Origin of the sequence: Pantoea eucrina, from assembly GCF_002095385.1 — a bacterium.
Lineage (GTDB): Bacteria > Pseudomonadota > Gammaproteobacteria > Enterobacterales > Enterobacteriaceae > Pantoea > Pantoea eucrina.
Genome location: NZ_MIPP01000058.1, coordinates 1 through 18628 on the forward strand (window position 1 = coordinate 1; position 18628 = coordinate 18628).

Sequence of the window (18628 nt, forward strand, 5' to 3'; positions counted from 1 at the left end):
GAAACCTGATGCATCACATTGCCCGCTGCTGCCAGCCTATTCCCGGCGACGATATCACCGGCTTTATTACTCAGGGACGCGGCATCTCGATTCACCGCGCCGACTGCGATCAGCTCAGTGAACTGATCTCTCATGCGCCAGAGCGTATCGTTGATGCCGTCTGGGGGGAGAGCTACTCCAGCGGCTATTCGCTGGTGGTGCGGGTTACCGCCAACGACCGCAGCGGCCTGCTGCGTGATATCACGACCATACTGGCGAATGAAAAGGTCAATGTACTGGGCGTCTCCAGCCGCAGCGATACCAGAAAACAGCTGGCGACCATCGATATGGATATTGAGATCTATAACCAGCAGGTGCTGGGACGCGTGCTGGCGCGGCTTAATCAGGTGCCGGATATTATTGACGCGCGTCGTTTGAATTAACGCGCAGCCGGCACTGGCCCGCTGCTCTTCAGGGTCGCCTTTTACGGCGGCCCTTTTTATACCGTTGTTTGAGGATTTTTCATGACTGCCCTGAACCGTCTGCTTAGCCTGATGCAAACCCTGCGCGATCCGGCGCGCGGCTGCCCGTGGGATCGCCAGCAGACCTTTGCCACTATTGCTCCCTATACGCTGGAAGAGACCTACGAAGTGCTTGACGCTATTCAGCGGGAAGACTTTACCGATCTGCGCGATGAGCTGGGCGATCTGCTGTTTCAGATTGTGTTTTATGCCCGTATGGCAGAGGAGGAGGGGCGTTTTAACTTCGACGATATCTGCAACGCAATAAGCGACAAGCTCGAACGCCGTCATCCGCATATCTTTGGCAGCGCCGAGGCTGAGAGCGCCGCAGAGGTGTTGCAGAACTGGGAAGCGATCAAACGGGATGAACGCGCGGCGAAAGCGCAGCACTCGGCGCTGGATGATATTCCGCGCGCGCTGCCGGCGCTGATGCGGGCGCATAAAATCCAGAAGCGCTGCAGCAGCGTGGGCTTTGACTGGGACAGTCTCGGACCGGTGCTGGATAAGGTGCATGAGGAGATTGACGAAGTCATGCATGAAGCGCAGCAGGCCACTGTCGACAGCGACAAGCTGGAGGAGGAGATTGGCGATCTGCTATTTGCGACGGTAAATCTGTCACGCCACCTCGGCAGCAAAGCGGAAATTGCGCTGCAGAAAGCCAACGACAAATTTGAACGCCGCTTTCGCCACGTAGAGCAGATTATTACCGCGCAGGGATTGAGTATGCCTGCGGCGACGCTGGAGCAGATGGAAGCGGCGTGGCAGCAGGTAAAACTGAGTGAGAACAATCACTAACCTGTTAAGCGTCATACTGCTGTTTATTCCAGCAGTGTGCATAATTCAGCCGCTTGCGCTTACTCGATTCAGCCATCCAGCAACTTTGTGACATGCGTCAACATTTTCTGGCTGGCTATCCGCTATGTTAGCCGCTGCACGGCGCGGGAGGATGGTGTGATTCATCAATTGTGGCTGGGGACGACTTCGGGTATACTGCTTTCCCGTCCTGGTTATTCCATCGTCTTTAAACCTAAACTCTCAGGTTCAGCATGACAACGAATTATATTTTTGTGACCGGCGGGGTCGTTTCCTCTCTGGGCAAAGGCATTGCCGCAGCCTCCCTCGCAGCTATCCTCGAAGCACGTGGTCTGAATGTGACCATCATGAAACTCGATCCGTATATCAACGTTGATCCGGGTACCATGAGCCCGACGCAGCATGGTGAAGTGTTTGTCACCGATGACGGGGCCGAAACCGATCTGGATTTAGGTCACTACGAGCGCTTCATTCGTACCAAGATGTCGCGTCGTAACAACTTTACGACCGGTCGTATCTACTCAGAAGTGCTGCGCAAAGAGCGTCGCGGCGACTATCTGGGCGCCACGATCCAGGTGATCCCCCACATTACCAATGCCATCAAAGAGCGCATCATCGAAGGTGGCGAAGGTCATGATGTCGTGCTGGTTGAGATTGGTGGCACCGTAGGCGATATTGAATCCCTGCCGTTCCTGGAAGCGATTCGCCAGATGGCGGTAGACGTGGGCCGTGAACACACCATGTATATGCATCTGACGCTGGTGCCATATATGGCGGCAGCGGGTGAAGTGAAAACCAAGCCTACTCAGCACTCGGTTAAAGAGCTGCTGTCGATTGGTATTCAGCCAGATGTGCTGATCTGCCGCTCCGATCGCGCGGTACCTGCTAACGAGCGGGCGAAAATCGCGCTGTTCTGCAACGTGCCGGAAAAAGCGGTTATCTCGCTGAAAGATGTCGATTCCATCTATAAAATCCCGGGCCTGCTGAAGTCGCAGGGTCTGGATGACTATATCTGCAAACGCTTTAATCTGAACGCGCCGGAAGCTAACCTTGCCGAGTGGGAGCAGGTTATCTATGAAGAAGCGAATCCGGGCGGGGAAGTGACTATCGGTATGGTCGGCAAGTATGTTGAGCTGCCGGACGCCTACAAGTCAGTGATTGAAGCCCTTAAGCACGGTGGTCTGAAAAACCGCGTAACCGTCAACATCAAGCTGATCGATTCGCAGGATGTCGAGACGCGCGGCGTGGAGATCCTCAAAGATCTCGATGCGATTCTTATCCCCGGCGGTTTCGGCTACCGCGGCGTGGAAGGCAAGCTGATGACGGCGCAGTACGCGCGTGAAAATAACATCCCGTACCTTGGCATCTGCCTCGGCATGCAGATTGCGCTGATGGAGTTCGCGCGCAATGTGGCCGGGATGGAAGGCGCCAACTCCACCGAATTTGTGCCAGACTGTAAATACCCGGTTGTCGCGCTGATCACTGAATGGCGTGATGAGCATGGCAACGTTGAGCAGCGTACTGAGCAGAGCGATCTGGGCGGCACCATGCGTCTGGGTAGCCAGCAGTGTCAGCTGACGCCGGAAAGTAAAGTGCGCCAGCTCTACGGTTCTGATGTGATTACCGAGCGCCACCGTCACCGTTATGAAGTCAACAATCTGCTGCTGAAGCCGATTGAAGCGGCGGGTCTGCATATTGCGGGCCGTTCCGGCGACGATCAACTGGTTGAGATTATTGAAATCCCGAACCATCCGTGGTTTGTGGCCTGCCAGTTCCATCCGGAGTTCACATCGACACCGCGTGATGGTCATCCGCTGTTTGCCGGCTTTGTGAAAGCCGCGCAGGAGCACCAGAAGCGTTTAGCGAAGTAAGAGTTTACGAACAACGCGCGAACTTTTCGCGCGTTGTTTGTCTTAGGATTGACTAACTTGTACTGAGGAAAATCGAATGTCCAAAATCGTTAAAGTCATTGGTCGCGAAATCATCGACTCCCGTGGCAACCCGACTGTAGAAGCAGAAGTGCATCTGGAAGGCGGTTTCGTTGGTCTGGCGGCGGCTCCATCAGGCGCTTCTACCGGTTCACGTGAAGCACTGGAGCTGCGCGACGGTGATAAGTCTCGCTTCCTGGGCAAAGGCGTAACCAAAGCGGTTGCTGCGGTTAACGGCCCAATCGCTGACGCGGTAAAAGGCAAAGATGCCAAAGACCAGGCGAACATCGATAAGATCATGATCGAGCTGGACGGTACTGATAACAAATCCAACTTCGGTGCAAACGCCATTCTGGCTGTTTCTCTGGCCGCAGCGAAAGCTGCTGCAGCATCAAAAGGCCTGCCGCTCTACGCACACATTGCTGAGCTGAACGGCACCCCAGGCAAATACTCTATGCCGCTGCCAATGATGAACATCATCAACGGCGGTGAGCACGCGGATAACAACGTAGATATCCAGGAGTTCATGATCCAGCCTGTGGGCGCGAAAAATATCAAAGAAGCCATCCGTATGGGTTCTGAAGTATTCCACAACCTGGCTAAAGTTCTGAAAGCCAAAGGCATGAGCACTGCAGTCGGTGATGAAGGTGGCTATGCGCCAAACCTCGGCTCTAACGCTGAAGCGCTGGCAGTTATCGCTGAAGCGGTAAAAGCAGCGGGCTATGAGCTGGGTAAAGATATCACCCTGGCGATGGACTGTGCCGCATCTGAATTCTATAAAGATGGCAAATATGTTCTGGCTGGCGAAGGCAACAAAGCGTTCTCTTCCGAAGAGTTCACTCACTTCCTGGAAGATCTGACCAAACAGTACCCAATCGTCTCTATTGAAGATGGTCTGGATGAGTCTGACTGGAACGGCTTTGCTTACCAGACCAAAGTGCTGGGCGACAAAATCCAGCTGGTGGGTGACGATCTGTTTGTCACCAATACCAAAATCCTGAAGGAAGGTATTGATAAAGGCATCGCGAACTCTATCCTGATCAAATTCAACCAGATCGGCTCTCTGACCGAAACGCTGGCTGCAATCAAGATGGCGAAAGATGCGGGCTACACGGCCGTTATTTCTCACCGTTCAGGCGAGACAGAAGATGCAACTATCGCTGACCTGGCGGTAGGTACTGCAGCTGGCCAGATCAAAACCGGTTCTATGAGCCGTTCTGACCGCGTAGCTAAATACAACCAGCTGATCCGTATCGAAGAAGCGCTGGGTGAGAAAGCGCCGTTCAACGGTCTGAAAGAAGTGAAAGGCCAGGCGTAATCGCCCGCCGGTGCTGTTCTGTGCAGCACGGTTTGCCTGAAGCCCCGCCCAGTGCGGGGCTTTTTGTTTTTCAGGGCACAAAGCGGCTGTGAAGCCGCAGTAAAAATCTGCCATAATCTGCGCCCCGAATGAGAGACGTGAGTGAAAAATGTTCTACCCGATTAACGAAATGTTCCAGACGCTGCAGGGCGAAGGGTTTTATACCGGCGTGCCGGCCATCTTTATCCGCTTACAGGGATGTCCGGTGGGATGCAGCTGGTGTGATACCAAACATACCTGGGAGAAGCGCGCGGATCGGGAGACCTCACTGGGTGATATTCTGGTAAAAACCGTGGAGAGCGATGCCTGGGGAAGTGCAGACGCCGCCACGCTGATTGAGACCATCGCCCGGCAGGGCTGGAGCGCGCGCCACGTAGTGATCACCGGCGGCGAACCGGCAATTTTTGACCTGCGTCCGCTAACTGAGGGTCTGGAAGCGCACGGGTTCCAGTGTCAGATCGAGACCAGCGGCACTCATGAGGTGCACTGCTCTGCGGCAACCTGGGTTACAGTCTCACCTAAGGTGAATATGCGCGGAGGCTACGATGTGCTGCTGCAGGCGCTGACACGCGCGGATGAGATCAAGCATCCGGTGGCGCGCGAGCGTGACGTTGAGGCGCTCGATGAGCTGCTGGCGGAGCTGCATGACGATAAACCGCGTATTGTGGCGCTGCAGCCGATCAGCCGCGGCGATGCCGCAACCCGGCTCTGTATTGAAACCTGCATCGCCCGTAACTGGCGGCTCTCTATGCAGACGCACAAGTACCTGAATATCGCCTGATTCACAGCAGGGGCGCATTAATGCGTCCCCTATGCACATACCGGTAGGGGCGCGCCCGGGTCAGCTACTGCTTCGCTTTATATGCGTCGAATGCCTGCTTAATCTCTGCTCTGGCCTTGGCGGCATCTTCAAAACCGTTAAGCTCGACCTTCTTACGGCCATCCGGTAACTGCTTATACACCCGGAAAAAGGCTTCCAGCCGCTGCTGCTCGATTCGCGGCAGATCGCTTATCTCTTTAATATCATCATAGGTTGGATCAATTTTGCTGGCGGGCACGGCGACAATCTTGTCATCCACCTCACCGCCATCAATCATCTTTAGCACGCCAATCGCGCGCAGCTTAATCAGGGTGCCGGGCTGTAACGGCGCCCGGGCGTAAAAAATCACATCCAGCGGATCGTTATCGCCACCCAGTGACTGAGTCAGCGAACCGTAGTTGGCGGGATAGGCGACCGGCATAGACTGAAAACGGTCAGCCACGATAAACCCGGTTTTAGCATCGGTTTCATATTTGATCGTCCCGCCTGCCGGAATTTCTGTCACCGCATAAAACTCCGCCGGCATACTCTCCGGCTGGGGAAAATCAAGTACGTTTTGCGCCTGAACGGCAGCAGAGGCAGAGATAAAAACAGCAAGCAGAGAAAGGTGCTTCACAAGGTTCATTGTTGATTCTCTTGATCTTTAACAGAGGAGACAACAACGTAGAGGGGGATCGTTACAAAGAGATGAATCAGCAGTAATCGGCTGTTCGAAGATTAATACAGGTATCACAGCGGTTCAGAGACCGGCACCTGTGGTTCCACGTTGCAGGAGGGCGGCAACCGCGTTCATCCTCAGGCGCTTACATGAGTAAGCAACCGGGGGTGGAGAAGGGCAGCCAGCGCACCTGCAGCGTGGAAGAGGCCGCTCTGGTCAGCCGCGGTAAACGCAGCCTGCCGTACAGGTCTCTTTGATCATGACCGCGCTCAGCACCGGCAGCACCGGCTTAAGCTCATCCCAGATCCACTTCGCCAGCACTTCACTGGTGGGATTCTCCAGACCCGGAATATCGTTCAGGTAGTGATGATCCAGTCGCTCATAAAGCGGACTGAAAATCGCTTTCAGTTCAGCAAAATCCATAACCCAGCCGGTATACGCATCCACTTCACCGGTTATTTCCAGTCGCACCAGAAAGGAGTGGCCGTGCAGACGACCGCATTTGTGCCCTTCAGGCACGTGAGGTAAGCGGTGAGCCGCTTCAAACTGGAACTCTTTAAACAGCGTGGTAGACATAATGACTCTCAGACGGAAAAACCGCTGAAGTCTACCTGAAAAGCAGATTTTTCGCACCCGTGGGGGTGTAAAAGCGCATTTAACGCGATCCGGTAACGCGGTTGAAGATAAAAACCATATTTTACAAAGGGATAATTTACCACTTTTGGCGGTTAGCGATACCCGAAAAACCGCTTAGTCGTTTTGGTTATTTATTATGTCGAACCCTTATTTAATCGTTAATATACAGCTCGGTAACCTACCTCCTCTTCCACCGCTTCTCGGTCCGGACTTCTGACACTGGAATTTTTAACGCGATGACGACTCAGGCACCCCCAGGCTCCATGCTGCCGCTCTCTCCGGAGCAACTTGCGCGCTTACAGGCGGCGACCACGGAATTTAATACGACTCAGCTTGCCTGGCTTTCGGGCTACTTCTGGGGCATGGTCAACCAGACCCCTGGCGCGGTGGCGACACCTGCTGCTCCGCCAGCGGAAACCCCGGGCGTCACGCTGATTTCAGCCTCGCAAACCGGCAACGCGCGTCGCCTGGCAGAACAGCTGCGTGATGATCTGCTGGCAGCGAAACTGAACGTGAATCTGGTTAACGCCGGCGACTATAAGTTCAAGCAGATCGGCCAGGAAAAGCTGCTGGTTATCGTCACCTCGACCCAGGGCGAAGGCGAACCACCGGAAGAGGCGGTGGCGCTGCATAAATTCCTGCTGTCGAAGAAGGCACCGAAAATGGATGGCGCGGCGTTTGCCGTGTTTGGTCTTGGCGACACCTCTTACGAATTTTTCAGCCAGGCGGGCAAAGATTTTGACAGCCGTCTGGCCGAGCTGGGCGCAGAGCGCCTGCTGGATCGCGTTGATGCCGACGTTGAATACAGCGAGCTGGCCAGCGCCTGGCGCCTGCAGCTGACCGATCTGCTGAAGGCGCGCGTGCCGGTCGCACCTGCGGCGCAGATTGCGGCCAGCAGCGCCGGCAGCGTCAACCTGGTTGACAGCAGTCCTTATACGAAAGAGCTGCCGCTTACCGCCAGCTTTGCGCTGAATCAGAAAATCACCGGCCGCCTCTCTGATAAAGATGTGCGCCATATTGAGATCGATCTCGGTGATTCCGGCCTGCGTTACCAGCCGGGTGACGCGCTGGGCGTCTGGTATGAGAATGATGCAGAGCTGGTAGAGGAGCTGCTGCAGCTGGTGTGGCTGAAAGGCGATGAGCAGGTGACGGTGCAGGGCAAAACGCTGCCGCTGGCTGAAGCGCTGCAGACGCAGTTTGAACTTACGGTCAACACGCCGCAGATAGTGGAGCGCTACGCTGCCCTGTCGCGCAATGAGGCGCTGCTGGCGCTGACTGAAGATAAGCAGAAGCTGCAGAGCTATGCCCAGAGCTTCCCGATTGTGGATATGGTGCGCCAGGCGCCCACTGAACTGAATGCCGAGCAGCTGACGGGCTTACTGCGCCCGCTGACGCCGCGTCTTTACTCTATCGCCTCCTCCCAGGCGGAGAGCGAAAGCGAAGTGCATATTACGGTGGGTGCGGTGCGCTATGAAATTGACGGCCGTCAGCGCGGCGGTGGTGCCTCCACCTGGCTTGCCGACCGTCTGGAAGAAGAGGGCGCCATTCGCGTCTTTATCGAGCACAATGATAACTTCCGCCTGCCGGCCAATCCGGATGCACCGGTAATTATGATTGGTCCGGGCACCGGCATTGCGCCGTTCCGCGCCTTTATGCAGCAGCGTGACAATGACGGCGCCGAAGGTAAAAACTGGCTGTTTTTCGGCAACCCGCACTTCACCGAAGATTTTCTCTATCAGGTAGAGTGGCAGAAGTATGTTAAGCAGGGGCTGCTGACGAATATCGATCTCGCCTGGTCGCGCGATCAGGCTGAGAAAGTCTATGTACAGGATAAGATCCGGGCGAAAGGCGCAGAAGTGTGGCGCTGGATCGAAGAGGGCGCTCACCTCTACGTTTGCGGCGATGCGAATCGCATGGCGAAAGATGTAGAGCAGGCATTACTGGATGTGGTGGTCGAACACGGCGGCATGGATCGTGAAACGGCTGATGAATTTTTAAGTGAGCTGCGCATTGAGCGCCGTTATCAGCGAGACGTTTACTAATGAGCGAAAAACACCCTGGACCGCTGGTGGTTGAAGGTAAACTTTCTGACGCCGAGCGTCTGAAAAAAGAGAGCAACTATCTGCGTGGCACCATCTTAGACGATCTCGACGATGGCCTGACCGGTGGGTTCACCGGCGATAACTTTCTGCTGATCCGCTTTCACGGCATGTATCAGCAGGACGATCGCGATATTCGCGCCGAGCGCGCTGAGCAGAAGCTGGAGCCGCGTCACGCCATGATGCTGCGCTGCCGTCTGCCGGGCGGCATTATTACGCCGACGCAGTGGCTGGCGATTGACAAGTTTGCCGCTGAAAAAACGCTTTATGGCAGTATCCGCCTGACTAACCGGCAGACGTTTCAGTTTCACGGCATTCTGAAAAAGAACGTGAAGCCAACGCATCAGATGCTGCATGAAGTGGGACTCGATGCGCTGGCGACCGCCAATGACGTCAACCGCAACGTACTCTGCACCTCAAATCCGGTTGAGTCTGAGCTGCATCAGGAAGCTTATGAGTGGGCGAAAAAACTCTCTGAGCACCTGCTGCCGCAGACCCGCGCTTATGCGGAGATCTGGTGGGATAAGGAAAAAGTTGCAACCACAGATAAAGAGCCGATTCTTGGCGAAACCTATCTGCCGCGTAAGTTTAAAACCACCGTGGTGGTGCCGCCGCACAATGATGTCGATCTGCATGCTAACGATCTCAACTTCATTGCGATTGCAGAGCACGGCAAGCTGATAGGTTTCAATGTGCTGGTAGGGGGAGGCCTCTCTATTGAGCATGGCAATAAAGCGACCTACGCCCGTACCGCCAGTGAGTTCGGTTTCCTGCCGGTGGAGAAGATCCTCGATGTGGCCGCCGCGGTAGTGACCACGCAGCGCGACTGGGGTAATCGCACCGATCGCAAAAACGCTAAAACTAAATATACCCTTGAGCGCGTGGGCGTTGAGACGTTTAAAGCGGAAGTGGAAAAGCGTGCCGGTCTGACTTTCGCGCCGGCGCGTCCGTATGAATTCACCACCCGCGGCGATCGTATCGGCTGGGTTAAAGGCATCGACAACAAGTGGCACCTGACGCTGTTTATCGAAAATGGTCGCCTGCTTGATTACCCGGGCCGTCCGCTGAAAAGCGGCATCGCTGAAATCGCCAGAGTACACCAGGGTGATTTCCGCCTCACCGCCAACCAGAACCTGATTGTGGCTGGCGTGCCGGAGGCGCAGAAAGCGCAGATTGAAGCGATCGCCCGCGAGCACGGCCTGATGGAAAGCGTAACGCCGCAGCGTGAAAACTCGATGGCCTGCGTAGCGTTTCCGACCTGTCCGCTGGCGATGGCAGAAGCGGAGCGTTTCCTGCCATCATTTGTTACCAAAGTCGAAGAGATCATGCATCGTCACGGCGTGGGCGAAGAGCATATCGTTCTGCGCGTAACCGGCTGCCCGAACGGCTGCGGTCGTGCGCTGCTGGCGGAGCTGGGGCTGGTTGGCAAAGCGCCGGGTCGCTACAACCTGCATCTCGGCGGGAACCGCGTGGGTACGCGCATTCCGCGTATGTATCGCGAAAATATCACCGAGAGCGAAATTCTGACCACGATTGATGAACTGGTGGCGCGCTGGGCAAACGAGCGCGAGGCCGGTGAAGGTTTTGGTGACTTCACGATCCGCACCGGTATCGTTAAAGCGGTGACGGATCCGGCTCGTGACTTCTGGGACGCGGAGGCTGTATGACCCTGCCCGATCTCGCCGTACTCAACAGCGGCAGCAAAGTTGACCGTATTATGGCGCTGGCTGAAAGCAACGTGCAGCTGGAGAAACTCTCTGCTGAAGCGCGCGTCAGCTGGGCGCTGGAACAGCTGCCGGGGGCCTTTGTGCTCTCATCCAGTTTTGGGATCCAGGCGGCGGTGCTGCTGCATATGGTGACGCAGCAGCGGCCGGATATTCCGGTGATCCTCACCGACACCGGTTACCTGTTCCCGGAAACCTATCGCTTTATCGATGAGTTAACGGCAAAGCTTAACCTTAACCTGCAGATTTTCCGTGCGGAAACCTCGCCCGCATGGCAGGAAGCGCGCTACGGCAAACTATGGGAGCAGGGCGTGGACGGCATTGAGCAGTATAACCAGCTCAATAAAGTGGAACCGATGAACCGGGCGCTGAGCACGCTGGGCGCACAGACCTGGTTTGCCGGACTGCGGCGCGATCAGTCAGGCAGCCGTGCCAGCCTGCCGGTGCTGGCGGTACAGCGCGATGTCTTTAAGATCCTGCCCATTATCGACTGGGATAACCGGCAGGTGCATCAGTACCTGAAACAGCACGGCCTGAGCTACCACCCGCTGTGGGATGAGGGCTACCTTTCGGTGGGTGATACCCATACCACGCGAAAATGGGAACCGGGCATGGCAGAAGAAGAGACGCGCTTCTTCGGCCTCAAGCGCGAGTGCGGTTTGCACGAAGGCTAACCACCATCCACAGGGCGAATTTTCGCCCTGTTTTTTGTTTCCCTCTCACGCACCTCTGTTAATTCCTAAAGTCATGCCCGGCTGGCCGCAGCCGAAATCGTGCTGCCTGGAAAAAGCGTTATAAAATCAATTCTTAAGCAGAAAAACGCATCAGCTTTGCCAGCGCTATATTCCATTTGGTAACTACTCATGCGAAATCGTAATTTCATCTGGCGGAATAGCGCGACGTATAGTCGCGATAACTTATTGTAAAACTAGCAAGGTTATCGTGGATTATCTGCCCCTCTTTGCCGATCTCAGACAGCGTCCGGTGCTGGTTGTCGGCGGTGGTGAAATCGCTGCCCGTAAAATTGAACTGCTGCGCCGGGCTGGCGCGCGCATCCTGGTGGCCGCCCGCGAGCTGGGGCATGAACTGCAGGCGCTGGAGGCAGAACAGGCCGTAGAGTGGATAGCCCGCAGTTTTGAGCCGGCTCAGCTCGACGGCGTATTTCTGGTCATTGCCGCCACCGACGATAACGCACTTAATTCACAGGTGTTTGACGCCGCCAACGCGCGGCACAAGCTGGTTAACGTGGTGGATGACCAGCCTAAATGCAGCTTTATCTTCCCTTCTATTGTTGACCGCTCACCGCTGGTGGTCGCGATCTCATCCAGCGGCACCGCGCCGGTACTGGCGCGGCTGCTGCGGGAGAAAATCGAAGCGCTGCTGCCGGCAAACCTGGGTCAGATGGCCGCACTGGCAGGAGAGTGGCGCGACAAAGTCAAACAGCGCTATCGCAAAATGTCCGATCGCCGCCGCTTCTGGGAGCGCGCCTTTAATGGCCTGTTTGCCAGTCAGATGGCGGCCGGTAACGTCAGCGCCGCGCGCCAGACGCTCGATCTCGAACTGGAACATATCAGCGATAACCAGGGTGAAATTGCGCTGGTCGGCGCGGGGCCTGGCGACAGCGGTCTGCTGACGCTGCGCGGTCTGCAGGTGATGCAGCTGGCTGATGTGGTGCTGTATGACCATCTGGTTAGCGATGAGGTGCTGGATCTGGTGCGGCGCGATGCCGACCGCATCTGCGTCGGAAAACGCGCCGGCGCCCATTCGGTGCCGCAGGAAGAGACGAACCAGCTGCTGGTATCACTGGCGCTGCAGGGCAAGCGCGTCGTGCGTCTGAAAGGCGGCGATCCCTTTATCTTTGGCCGCGGCGGCGAAGAGCTGCAGGCGGCGAAAGCGGCAGGCATTCCGTTCCAGGTGGTGCCGGGTATTACTGCCGCCGCAGGCGCGACCGCCTATGCCGGTATTCCGCTGACGCACCGCGATTATGCGCAGAGCGTGATGTTTATTACCGGCCACTGCCGCGCTGACGGCGATGGCATCGACTGGCCATCCCTCGCGCGTGCGCGCCAGACGCTGGCTATCTATATGGGCACCGTAAAAGCAGCGGAAATTGCCGCCGGTCTGATTGACCACGGCCGCGATCCGCTGACGCCCGTGGCGGTGATTGGCCGCGGCACGCGTCAGGATCAGCAGGTGCTGACCGGAACCCTGAATCAACTTGAGGTGCTGGCAGCCGCCGCGCCGACGCCTGCGCTGTTAGTGATTGGCGAAGTGGTGAACTTGCACGGGCAATTAGCCTGGTTTCAACATTCTGCACAGCAGGGGGCTCGCGAGTCCGCCGTTGTCAATTTGGCTTGAGGAAAAACTATGGACCAAAATCGTCTTACTCATCTGCGTCAGCTGGAAGCAGAGAGTATCCATATCATCCGCGAGGTGGCGGCCGAGTTCAGCAATCCGGTGATGATGTACTCCATCGGCAAAGACTCCTCGGTAATGCTTCATCTGGCGCGTAAAGCATTCTTCCCGGGAACCCTGCCGTTTCCTCTGCTGCACGTGGATACCGGCTGGAAATTCCGCGAAATGTATGAGTTTCGCGACCGTACGGTGAAAAACATGGGTGCCGAGCTGCTGGTGCACCGTAATCCGGAAGGCGTGGCAATGGGGATCAACCCGTTTGTTCACGGCAGCGCCAAACATACCGATATTATGAAGACGGAAGGGCTGAAGCAGGCGCTCAACAAATACGGTTTTGATGCCGCCTTTGGTGGCGCGCGCCGTGATGAAGAGAAATCGCGCGCGAAAGAGCGCATCTACTCTTTCCGCGATCGCTTTCATCGCTGGGATCCCAAAAATCAGCGTCCTGAGCTGTGGCATAACTACAACGGCCAGATCAACAAGGGCGAAAGCATTCGCGTATTTCCGCTCTCTAACTGGACCGAACTCGATATCTGGCAATACATCTTCCTGGAAAACATCGAAATCGTACCGCTCTACCTGGCCGCGCCGCGCCCGGTACTGGAGCGCGACGGCATGCTGATGATGATCGATGACGATCGTATCAACCTGCAGCCAGGTGAAGAGATCACCGAGCGCATGGTGCGTTTCCGTACGCTGGGCTGCTGGCCGCTGACTGGCGCCGTAGAGTCTGAAGCGCAGACGCTGCCGGAGATTATCGAAGAGATGCTGGTCTCCACCACCAGCGAACGCCAGGGACGCATGATTGACCGCGACCAGGCGGGATCGATGGAACTGAAAAAACGCCAGGGTTATTTCTAAGGAGACGCAGATGAATACCGTTATTGCACAACAGATTGCCGAGCAGGGTGGCGTAGAAGCCTGGCTGACGGCGCAACAACATAAGAGCCTGCTGCGTTTCCTGACCTGCGGCAGCGTAGATGACGGCAAGAGCACCCTGATTGGCCGCCTGCTGCACGATACGCGACAGATTTATGAAGATCAGCTCTCCTCTCTGCATAACGACAGCAAACGTCATGGTACCCAGGGTGAAAAACTCGATCTGGCGCTGCTGGTGGATGGCCTGCAGGCGGAGCGCGAGCAGGGCATCACTATCGATGTCGCCTATCGCTACTTCTCGACGGAAAAACGCAAGTTTATTATCGCGGATACCCCGGGGCACGAGCAGTACACCCGCAATATGGCCACCGGCGCCTCAACCTGCGATCTGGCTATTCTGCTGATCGACGCGCGCAAAGGCGTGCTGGATCAGACCCGGCGCCACAGCTTTATCTCAACGCTGCTGGGCATCAAACATCTGGTAGTGGCGATCAACAAAATGGATCTGGTGGAGTATCGCCAGGAGACATTTGAGCAGATCAAACAGGATTACCTCGACTTCGCGGCCCAGCTGCCGGGCGATCTGGATATTCGTTTTGTACCGATGTCCGCGCTGGAAGGGGACAATGTCGCTACCCCGAGCACGACTATGCCGTGGTACAGCGGTCCGACGTTGCTGGACGTACTGGAAACGGTTGAGCTGAAGCGCGTTGTCGATCACCAGCCCATGCGTTTCCCGGTGCAGTATGTTAACCGTCCTAATCTCGATTTCCGCGGCTATGCCGGAACGCTGGCGTCAGGCACCGTACGGCCGGGAGATCGGGTAAAAGTCCTGCCTTCTGGCGTGGAGTCGACTATCGCACGTATCGTGACCTTTGATGGTGATCTGCCGGAAGCTGCGGCGGGTGAGGCGATTACGCTGGTGCTGAACGATGAGATCGATATCAGCCGCGGCGACCTGCTGGTTGCTGCCGATGCTGAACTGCAGGCGGTACAGTGCGCTACGGTTGACGTGGTCTGGATGGCGGAGCAGCCGCTGAAGCCGGGTCAAAGCTATGAAATCAAAATTGCGGGCAAAAAAGCGCGCGGCCGGGTGGAAAAAATCCTGCATCAGGTGGAGATCAATACCCTGGCAACGCACACCGTTGACAGCCTGCCGCTGAACGGTATCGGACTGGTAGAAATCACCTTTGATGAGCCGATGGTGCTGGATCCTTACCAGCAAAACCCGGTAACTGGCGGCATGATCTTCATTGACCGGCTGAGCAACGTCACCGTGGGCGCCGGTATGATTAACCAGCCGCAGAGCGCAGCACCTGCTACAGCGGGTAACTTTAGCGCCTTTGAGCTGGAGCTGAATGCGCTGGTGCGTCGTCACTTCCCGCACTGGAACGCGCGCGATCTGCTGGGCGGTGCGTAATGGCGCAGCATGATGAAAACGTGGTGTGGCACGACCATCCGGTCACCCGGGCGGCGCGTGAGCAGCAGCATGGTCATCAGGGTGTAGTGCTGTGGTTTACCGGGCTCTCCGGCTCGGGTAAATCCACCGTGGCAGGTGCGCTGGAGCAGGCGCTGCATCAGCTTGGCGTCAGCACTTACCTGCTGGACGGTGACAACGTGCGCCACGGTCTGTGCCGCGATCTCGGCTTCAGCGATGACGATCGCCGGGAGAATATCCGGCGCGTGGGTGAGGTGGCCCGGCTGATGATCGATGCCGGACTGGTGGTGCTCACCGCCTTCATCTCGCCGCACCGGGCTGAGCGGCAGATGGTGCGCGATCTGCTGGGCGAAGGTGAGTTTATTGAGGTCTTTGTCGATACACCGCTGGCGGTGTGTGAAGCGCGCGATCCGAAAGGGTTATATAAAAAAGCGCGCGCCGGTGAACTGCGTAATTTCACCGGTATTGACAGCGCGTATGAGGCGCCCGAAGCCGCTGATATCACGCTGGATGGCGAACAATTGGTTACAAAACTCGCGGCCCAATTGTTAGACCTGCTGCGCCGCCGCGATATCATCAGATCCTGAACCGACGCGGCAAACGCCTTCTCCGGGTTTGCCGCATTTTAGCGTCAACAGGATCTCTATGCAGAACGTCACTCCCATGCCCGCACGCAAAGACGACAGCTTGCCCGAAGAGCCGCGCTCCTCATTACCCGGCGGCGTTATTGGCTTTTTTGCCTACTGGTGCGCGCTGGCCATTCCCTTTCTGCTCTACGGCTCCAATACGCTATTCTTTTTTCTCTATACCTGGCCTTTTTTCCTTGCGCTGCTGCCGGTATCGGTGCTGGCCGGCATCGTGCTGAGCCTGATGATGCGTGGGCACCTCTTCTGGTGCGCCCTGGCGACCGGTCTGCTGGTCATCTGCCTCTTCTGGCTGGTGTTCTCCTATCTGTCCGGCTGGTAAGCGCAGAGATGTGCAAACGCATCCGCTGGTTACAAAAGTTTGCCTGCTGTTTTTCGTGCCCGCCTGCTATAAATAATCCGGATAAATCTGCTTACGCGCCATTTTCGCTGCCGCAGTGGAGTCCGGGCTCAAGTTATGGGATGATTGGGCCGTTTTTCAGGGGGCGGGGATGGGAAAACTGACGTTACTGCTGCTCGCGCTACTGGGATGGTTGCAATATTCCCTGTGGCTGGGCAAGAACGGTATCCATGATTACACACGCGTCAGCGAAGACGTGGTGTCACAACAGGCGAATAACGCCAAACTCAAAGCGCGAAACGATCAGCTGTTTGCCGAAATTGACGATCTCAATGGCGGTTCAGAGGCGATTGAGGAGCGCGCACGCAGCGAGCTGGGCATGATTAAACCCGGCGAGACTTTCTATCGCCTGGTGGCAGACCAGAACAAACGAAATGCGCAGCAGTCTGCGCAAAATCAGCAACGATAACAACATGACTCACCACTCTCACGCTGCGGATGTGATTGCCGTCGTGCCGGCTGCCGGTGTCGGCAGTCGCATGCAGGCGGCGTTTCCCAAGCAATATCTCACTATTGGTACCATGACGCTGCTGGAACACAGCGTGGCGCGCCTGCTGGCTAACGCCGCAGTGCAGCAGGTGATTGTCGCCGTCAGCGCTGACGACGGCTGGTTCGATTCGCTGCCGCTGGCGCACGATCCGCGCGTGGTGCGGGTCACCGGCGGCGCAACCCGGGCCGAGTCAGTGCTGGCAGGGTTACAGCACATCAGAGAGAGCGCATGGGTGCTGGTGCATGACGCCGCGCGCCCGTGCCTTCATGCTGACGACCTGGCACGGCTGCTGGCCGTGCGGGAGTACAGCAGAACCGGCGCCATTCTGGCAGCACCGGTACGCGATACCATGAAGCGCGCTGAGCCGGGCAAAACGGCGGTGGCACATACGGTGGAGCGTGACGATCTCTGGCACGCGCTGACGCCACAGTTTTTCCCGCATAGGCTGCTGACTGCCTGCCTGAGCCGGGCGCTCAGCGAAGGCGCTACGATCACGGATGAGGCGTCAGCGCTGGAGTATTGCGGCTATCATCCGCAGCTGATTAGCGGGCGCAGCGACAACATCAAGGTCACGCGGCCGGAAGATCTGGCGCTGGCGGCCTTTTACCTTACTCAGATTCAACGACAGGAGAACGCATAATGCGTATCGGTCACGGCTTCGACGTTCACGCTTTTGGCGGTGAAGGTCCACTGGTGATTGGCGGGGTGCGTATCCCGTTTGAGCACGGTTTTATTGCCCACTCCGACGGCGACGTTGCGCTGCATGCGCTGACCGATGCCCTGCTGGGCGCGGTGGCGATGGGCGATATTGGCAAGCTTTTTCCGGATACGGATCCGGCGTTTAAAGGAGCTGACAGCCGCGGCTTGCTGCGCGAAGCGTGGCGTCGTATTCAGGCGAAAGGCTACGCCATTGGCAACGTTGACGTCACGATTATCGCGCAGGCGCCTAAAATGCTGCCGCACGTGCCGCAGATGCGCGTCAATATCGCCGAAGATCTGGGCTGCCACATGGATGCGGTTAACGTGAAGGCCACCACCACCGAAAAGCTCGGCTTTACCGGACGTGGTGAAGGTATTGCCTGCGAGGCAGTGGCTCTGCTGGTAAAGGCTGACGCATGAGTGAGCTGCACTATCTGCACGGCGTGCCTGCTGCCACTGGCATAATTAAAGCGCGTCCGGATGATTTTGTGGTGATCGAAGATCTCGGTTATCCCTATGACGGCGACGGCGAGCAGCTGCTGGTACGCATCCGCAAAACGGGCTGCAACACGCGTTTTGTTGCTGAAGCCCTGGCAAAATATCTGGGCGTGCCGGCGCGCGACCTGAGCTATGCCGGCATGAAAGATCGCCACGCCGTGACTGAACAGACGCTCTGTTTCCGCCTGCCGGGTAACGCAATGCCGGTAATGAGCGGCTTTCAGCTTGAAGGGGTTGAGATCCTGCAGGTGATCCGGCACAGGCGTAAGCTGCGTACCGGCGCGCTGGCGGGAAATGCCTTTCGGCTGGTGATCCGCGACGTGTCTGATCGCGCCGACGTTGACGCGCGCCTGCAGCAGATTCAGGCTCAGGGCGTTCCCAACTATTTTGGCGAGCAGCGCTTTGGCCGCGGCGGGAATAACCTGCAGCAGGCGCAGCGCTGGGCAGAAGAGCAGTTTCATCCGCGCGATCGGAATATGAAAGGCCTGCTGCTGTCAGCCGCGCGTAGCTACCTGTTTAATCAGGTGACCAGCGCGCGTCTGCAGCGCGACGGCTCACTGCAGCTGGCGCAGGCAGGCGATGCGCTGCAGCTCGCCGGACGCGGCAGCTGGTTTGTCGCCGCTGCCGATG

Annotated in this window: 19 protein-coding genes; 17 read left to right on the plus strand and 2 right to left on the minus strand. The window is 57.0% G+C overall.

The genetic code is table 11. The annotated features are described in order from the left end of the window. From HA43_RS17210 to queE, 5 genes are all read left to right on the plus strand, one after another. On the plus strand, positions 1-422 hold a 422-nt coding region (locus HA43_RS17210; RefSeq protein ID WP_128083826.1), incomplete at its 5' end, for an ACT domain-containing protein. Positions 423-503: 81 nt separating this feature from the next. Beyond that, entirely contained in the window at positions 504-1295 is a 792-nt protein-coding gene (gene mazG / locus HA43_RS17215) for a nucleoside triphosphate pyrophosphohydrolase (protein ID WP_094112204.1), read from the plus strand. Positions 1296-1546: 251 nt separating this feature from the next. After that, positions 1547-3184 (plus strand): glutamine hydrolyzing CTP synthase, encoded by a 1638-nt coding sequence (gene pyrG / locus HA43_RS17220; protein WP_094112205.1) that lies wholly within the window; start codon positions 1547-1549, stop codon positions 3182-3184. Positions 3185-3260: 76 nt separating this feature from the next. Further along, the gene (eno, locus tag HA43_RS17225) at positions 3261-4559 is read left to right on the plus strand and encodes a phosphopyruvate hydratase (RefSeq protein ID WP_065648317.1); all 1299 of its coding nucleotides are present in this window, start codon (positions 3261-3263) and stop codon (positions 4557-4559) included. A gap of 148 nt (positions 4560-4707) precedes the next feature. Then, entirely contained in the window at positions 4708-5379 is a 672-nt protein-coding gene (gene queE / locus HA43_RS17230; protein WP_039379876.1) for a 7-carboxy-7-deazaguanine synthase QueE, read from the plus strand. Between the two features lie 64 nt (positions 5380-5443). Here queE and HA43_RS17235 read toward each other — a convergent pair whose 3' ends face one another. Continuing rightward, a complete protein-coding gene (locus tag HA43_RS17235; protein ID WP_094112206.1) occupies positions 5444-6043 on the minus strand; it encodes an inorganic diphosphatase in 600 nt (199 codons plus the stop codon). Positions 6044-6292: 249 nt separating this feature from the next. After that, complete coding sequence (gene queD, locus HA43_RS17240; protein WP_104085513.1) at positions 6293-6655, minus strand: 6-carboxytetrahydropterin synthase QueD; 363 nt, start codon at positions 6653-6655, stop codon at positions 6293-6295. A gap of 293 nt (positions 6656-6948) precedes the next feature. On the opposite strand from queD, the gene cysJ reads away from it, so the two are divergent. The 12 genes from cysJ to truD all read left to right on the plus strand — a co-directional run. Then, positions 6949-8754 carry an NADPH-dependent assimilatory sulfite reductase flavoprotein subunit gene (cysJ, locus tag HA43_RS17245; protein ID WP_094112207.1) on the plus strand — a complete coding sequence of 602 codons (1806 nt, stop codon included), beginning with the start codon at positions 6949-6951 and terminating at the stop codon, positions 8752-8754. Next, positions 8754-10478, plus strand: a complete 1725-nt coding sequence (gene cysI, locus HA43_RS17250; RefSeq protein WP_094112208.1) for an assimilatory sulfite reductase (NADPH) hemoprotein subunit — start codon at positions 8754-8756, stop codon at positions 10476-10478. The genes cysJ and cysI overlap by 1 nt, the downstream gene beginning before the upstream one ends. Next, the gene (locus HA43_RS17255; RefSeq protein ID WP_094112209.1) at positions 10475-11209 is read left to right on the plus strand and encodes a phosphoadenylyl-sulfate reductase; all 735 of its coding nucleotides are present in this window, start codon (positions 10475-10477) and stop codon (positions 11207-11209) included. Before cysI ends, HA43_RS17255 begins: the two co-directional genes overlap by 4 nt. A gap of 268 nt (positions 11210-11477) precedes the next feature. After that, positions 11478-12893 carry a siroheme synthase CysG gene (gene cysG, locus HA43_RS17260; protein WP_094112210.1) on the plus strand — a complete coding sequence of 472 codons (1416 nt, stop codon included), beginning with the start codon at positions 11478-11480 and terminating at the stop codon, positions 12891-12893. A gap of 9 nt (positions 12894-12902) precedes the next feature. Next, a complete protein-coding gene (gene cysD, locus HA43_RS17265; RefSeq protein WP_039379862.1) occupies positions 12903-13811 on the plus strand; it encodes a sulfate adenylyltransferase subunit CysD in 909 nt (302 codons plus the stop codon). A gap of 10 nt (positions 13812-13821) precedes the next feature. Continuing rightward, positions 13822-15249, plus strand: a complete 1428-nt coding sequence (cysN, locus tag HA43_RS17270) for a sulfate adenylyltransferase subunit CysN (RefSeq protein ID WP_039379860.1) — start codon at positions 13822-13824, stop codon at positions 15247-15249. After that, positions 15249-15854: an adenylyl-sulfate kinase gene (cysC, locus tag HA43_RS17275; protein ID WP_094112211.1), complete on the plus strand. Its 606-nt coding sequence runs from the start codon at positions 15249-15251 to the stop codon at positions 15852-15854. The genes cysN and cysC overlap by 1 nt, the downstream gene beginning before the upstream one ends. Before the next feature lie 58 nt (positions 15855-15912). Then, positions 15913-16233, plus strand: coding sequence for a DUF3561 family protein (locus HA43_RS17280; RefSeq protein WP_071668538.1), 321 nt, complete (start codon positions 15913-15915; stop codon positions 16231-16233). Positions 16234-16402: 169 nt separating this feature from the next. Beyond that, entirely contained in the window at positions 16403-16720 is a 318-nt protein-coding gene (ftsB, locus tag HA43_RS17285; RefSeq protein WP_039379853.1) for a cell division protein FtsB, read from the plus strand. A 4-nt stretch (positions 16721-16724) separates the two neighbouring features. Then, a complete protein-coding gene (gene ispD, locus HA43_RS17290; protein WP_039385626.1) occupies positions 16725-17441 on the plus strand; it encodes a 2-C-methyl-D-erythritol 4-phosphate cytidylyltransferase in 717 nt (238 codons plus the stop codon). Beyond that, positions 17441-17920, plus strand: a complete 480-nt coding sequence (gene ispF, locus HA43_RS17295; protein ID WP_039379851.1) for a 2-C-methyl-D-erythritol 2,4-cyclodiphosphate synthase — start codon at positions 17441-17443, stop codon at positions 17918-17920. The genes ispD and ispF overlap by 1 nt, the downstream gene beginning before the upstream one ends. Further along, positions 17917-18628: tRNA pseudouridine(13) synthase TruD (gene truD, locus HA43_RS17300; protein WP_094112212.1), on the plus strand; the 712-nt coding region annotated here is incomplete at its 3' end. The genes ispF and truD, both read left to right, overlap by 4 nt.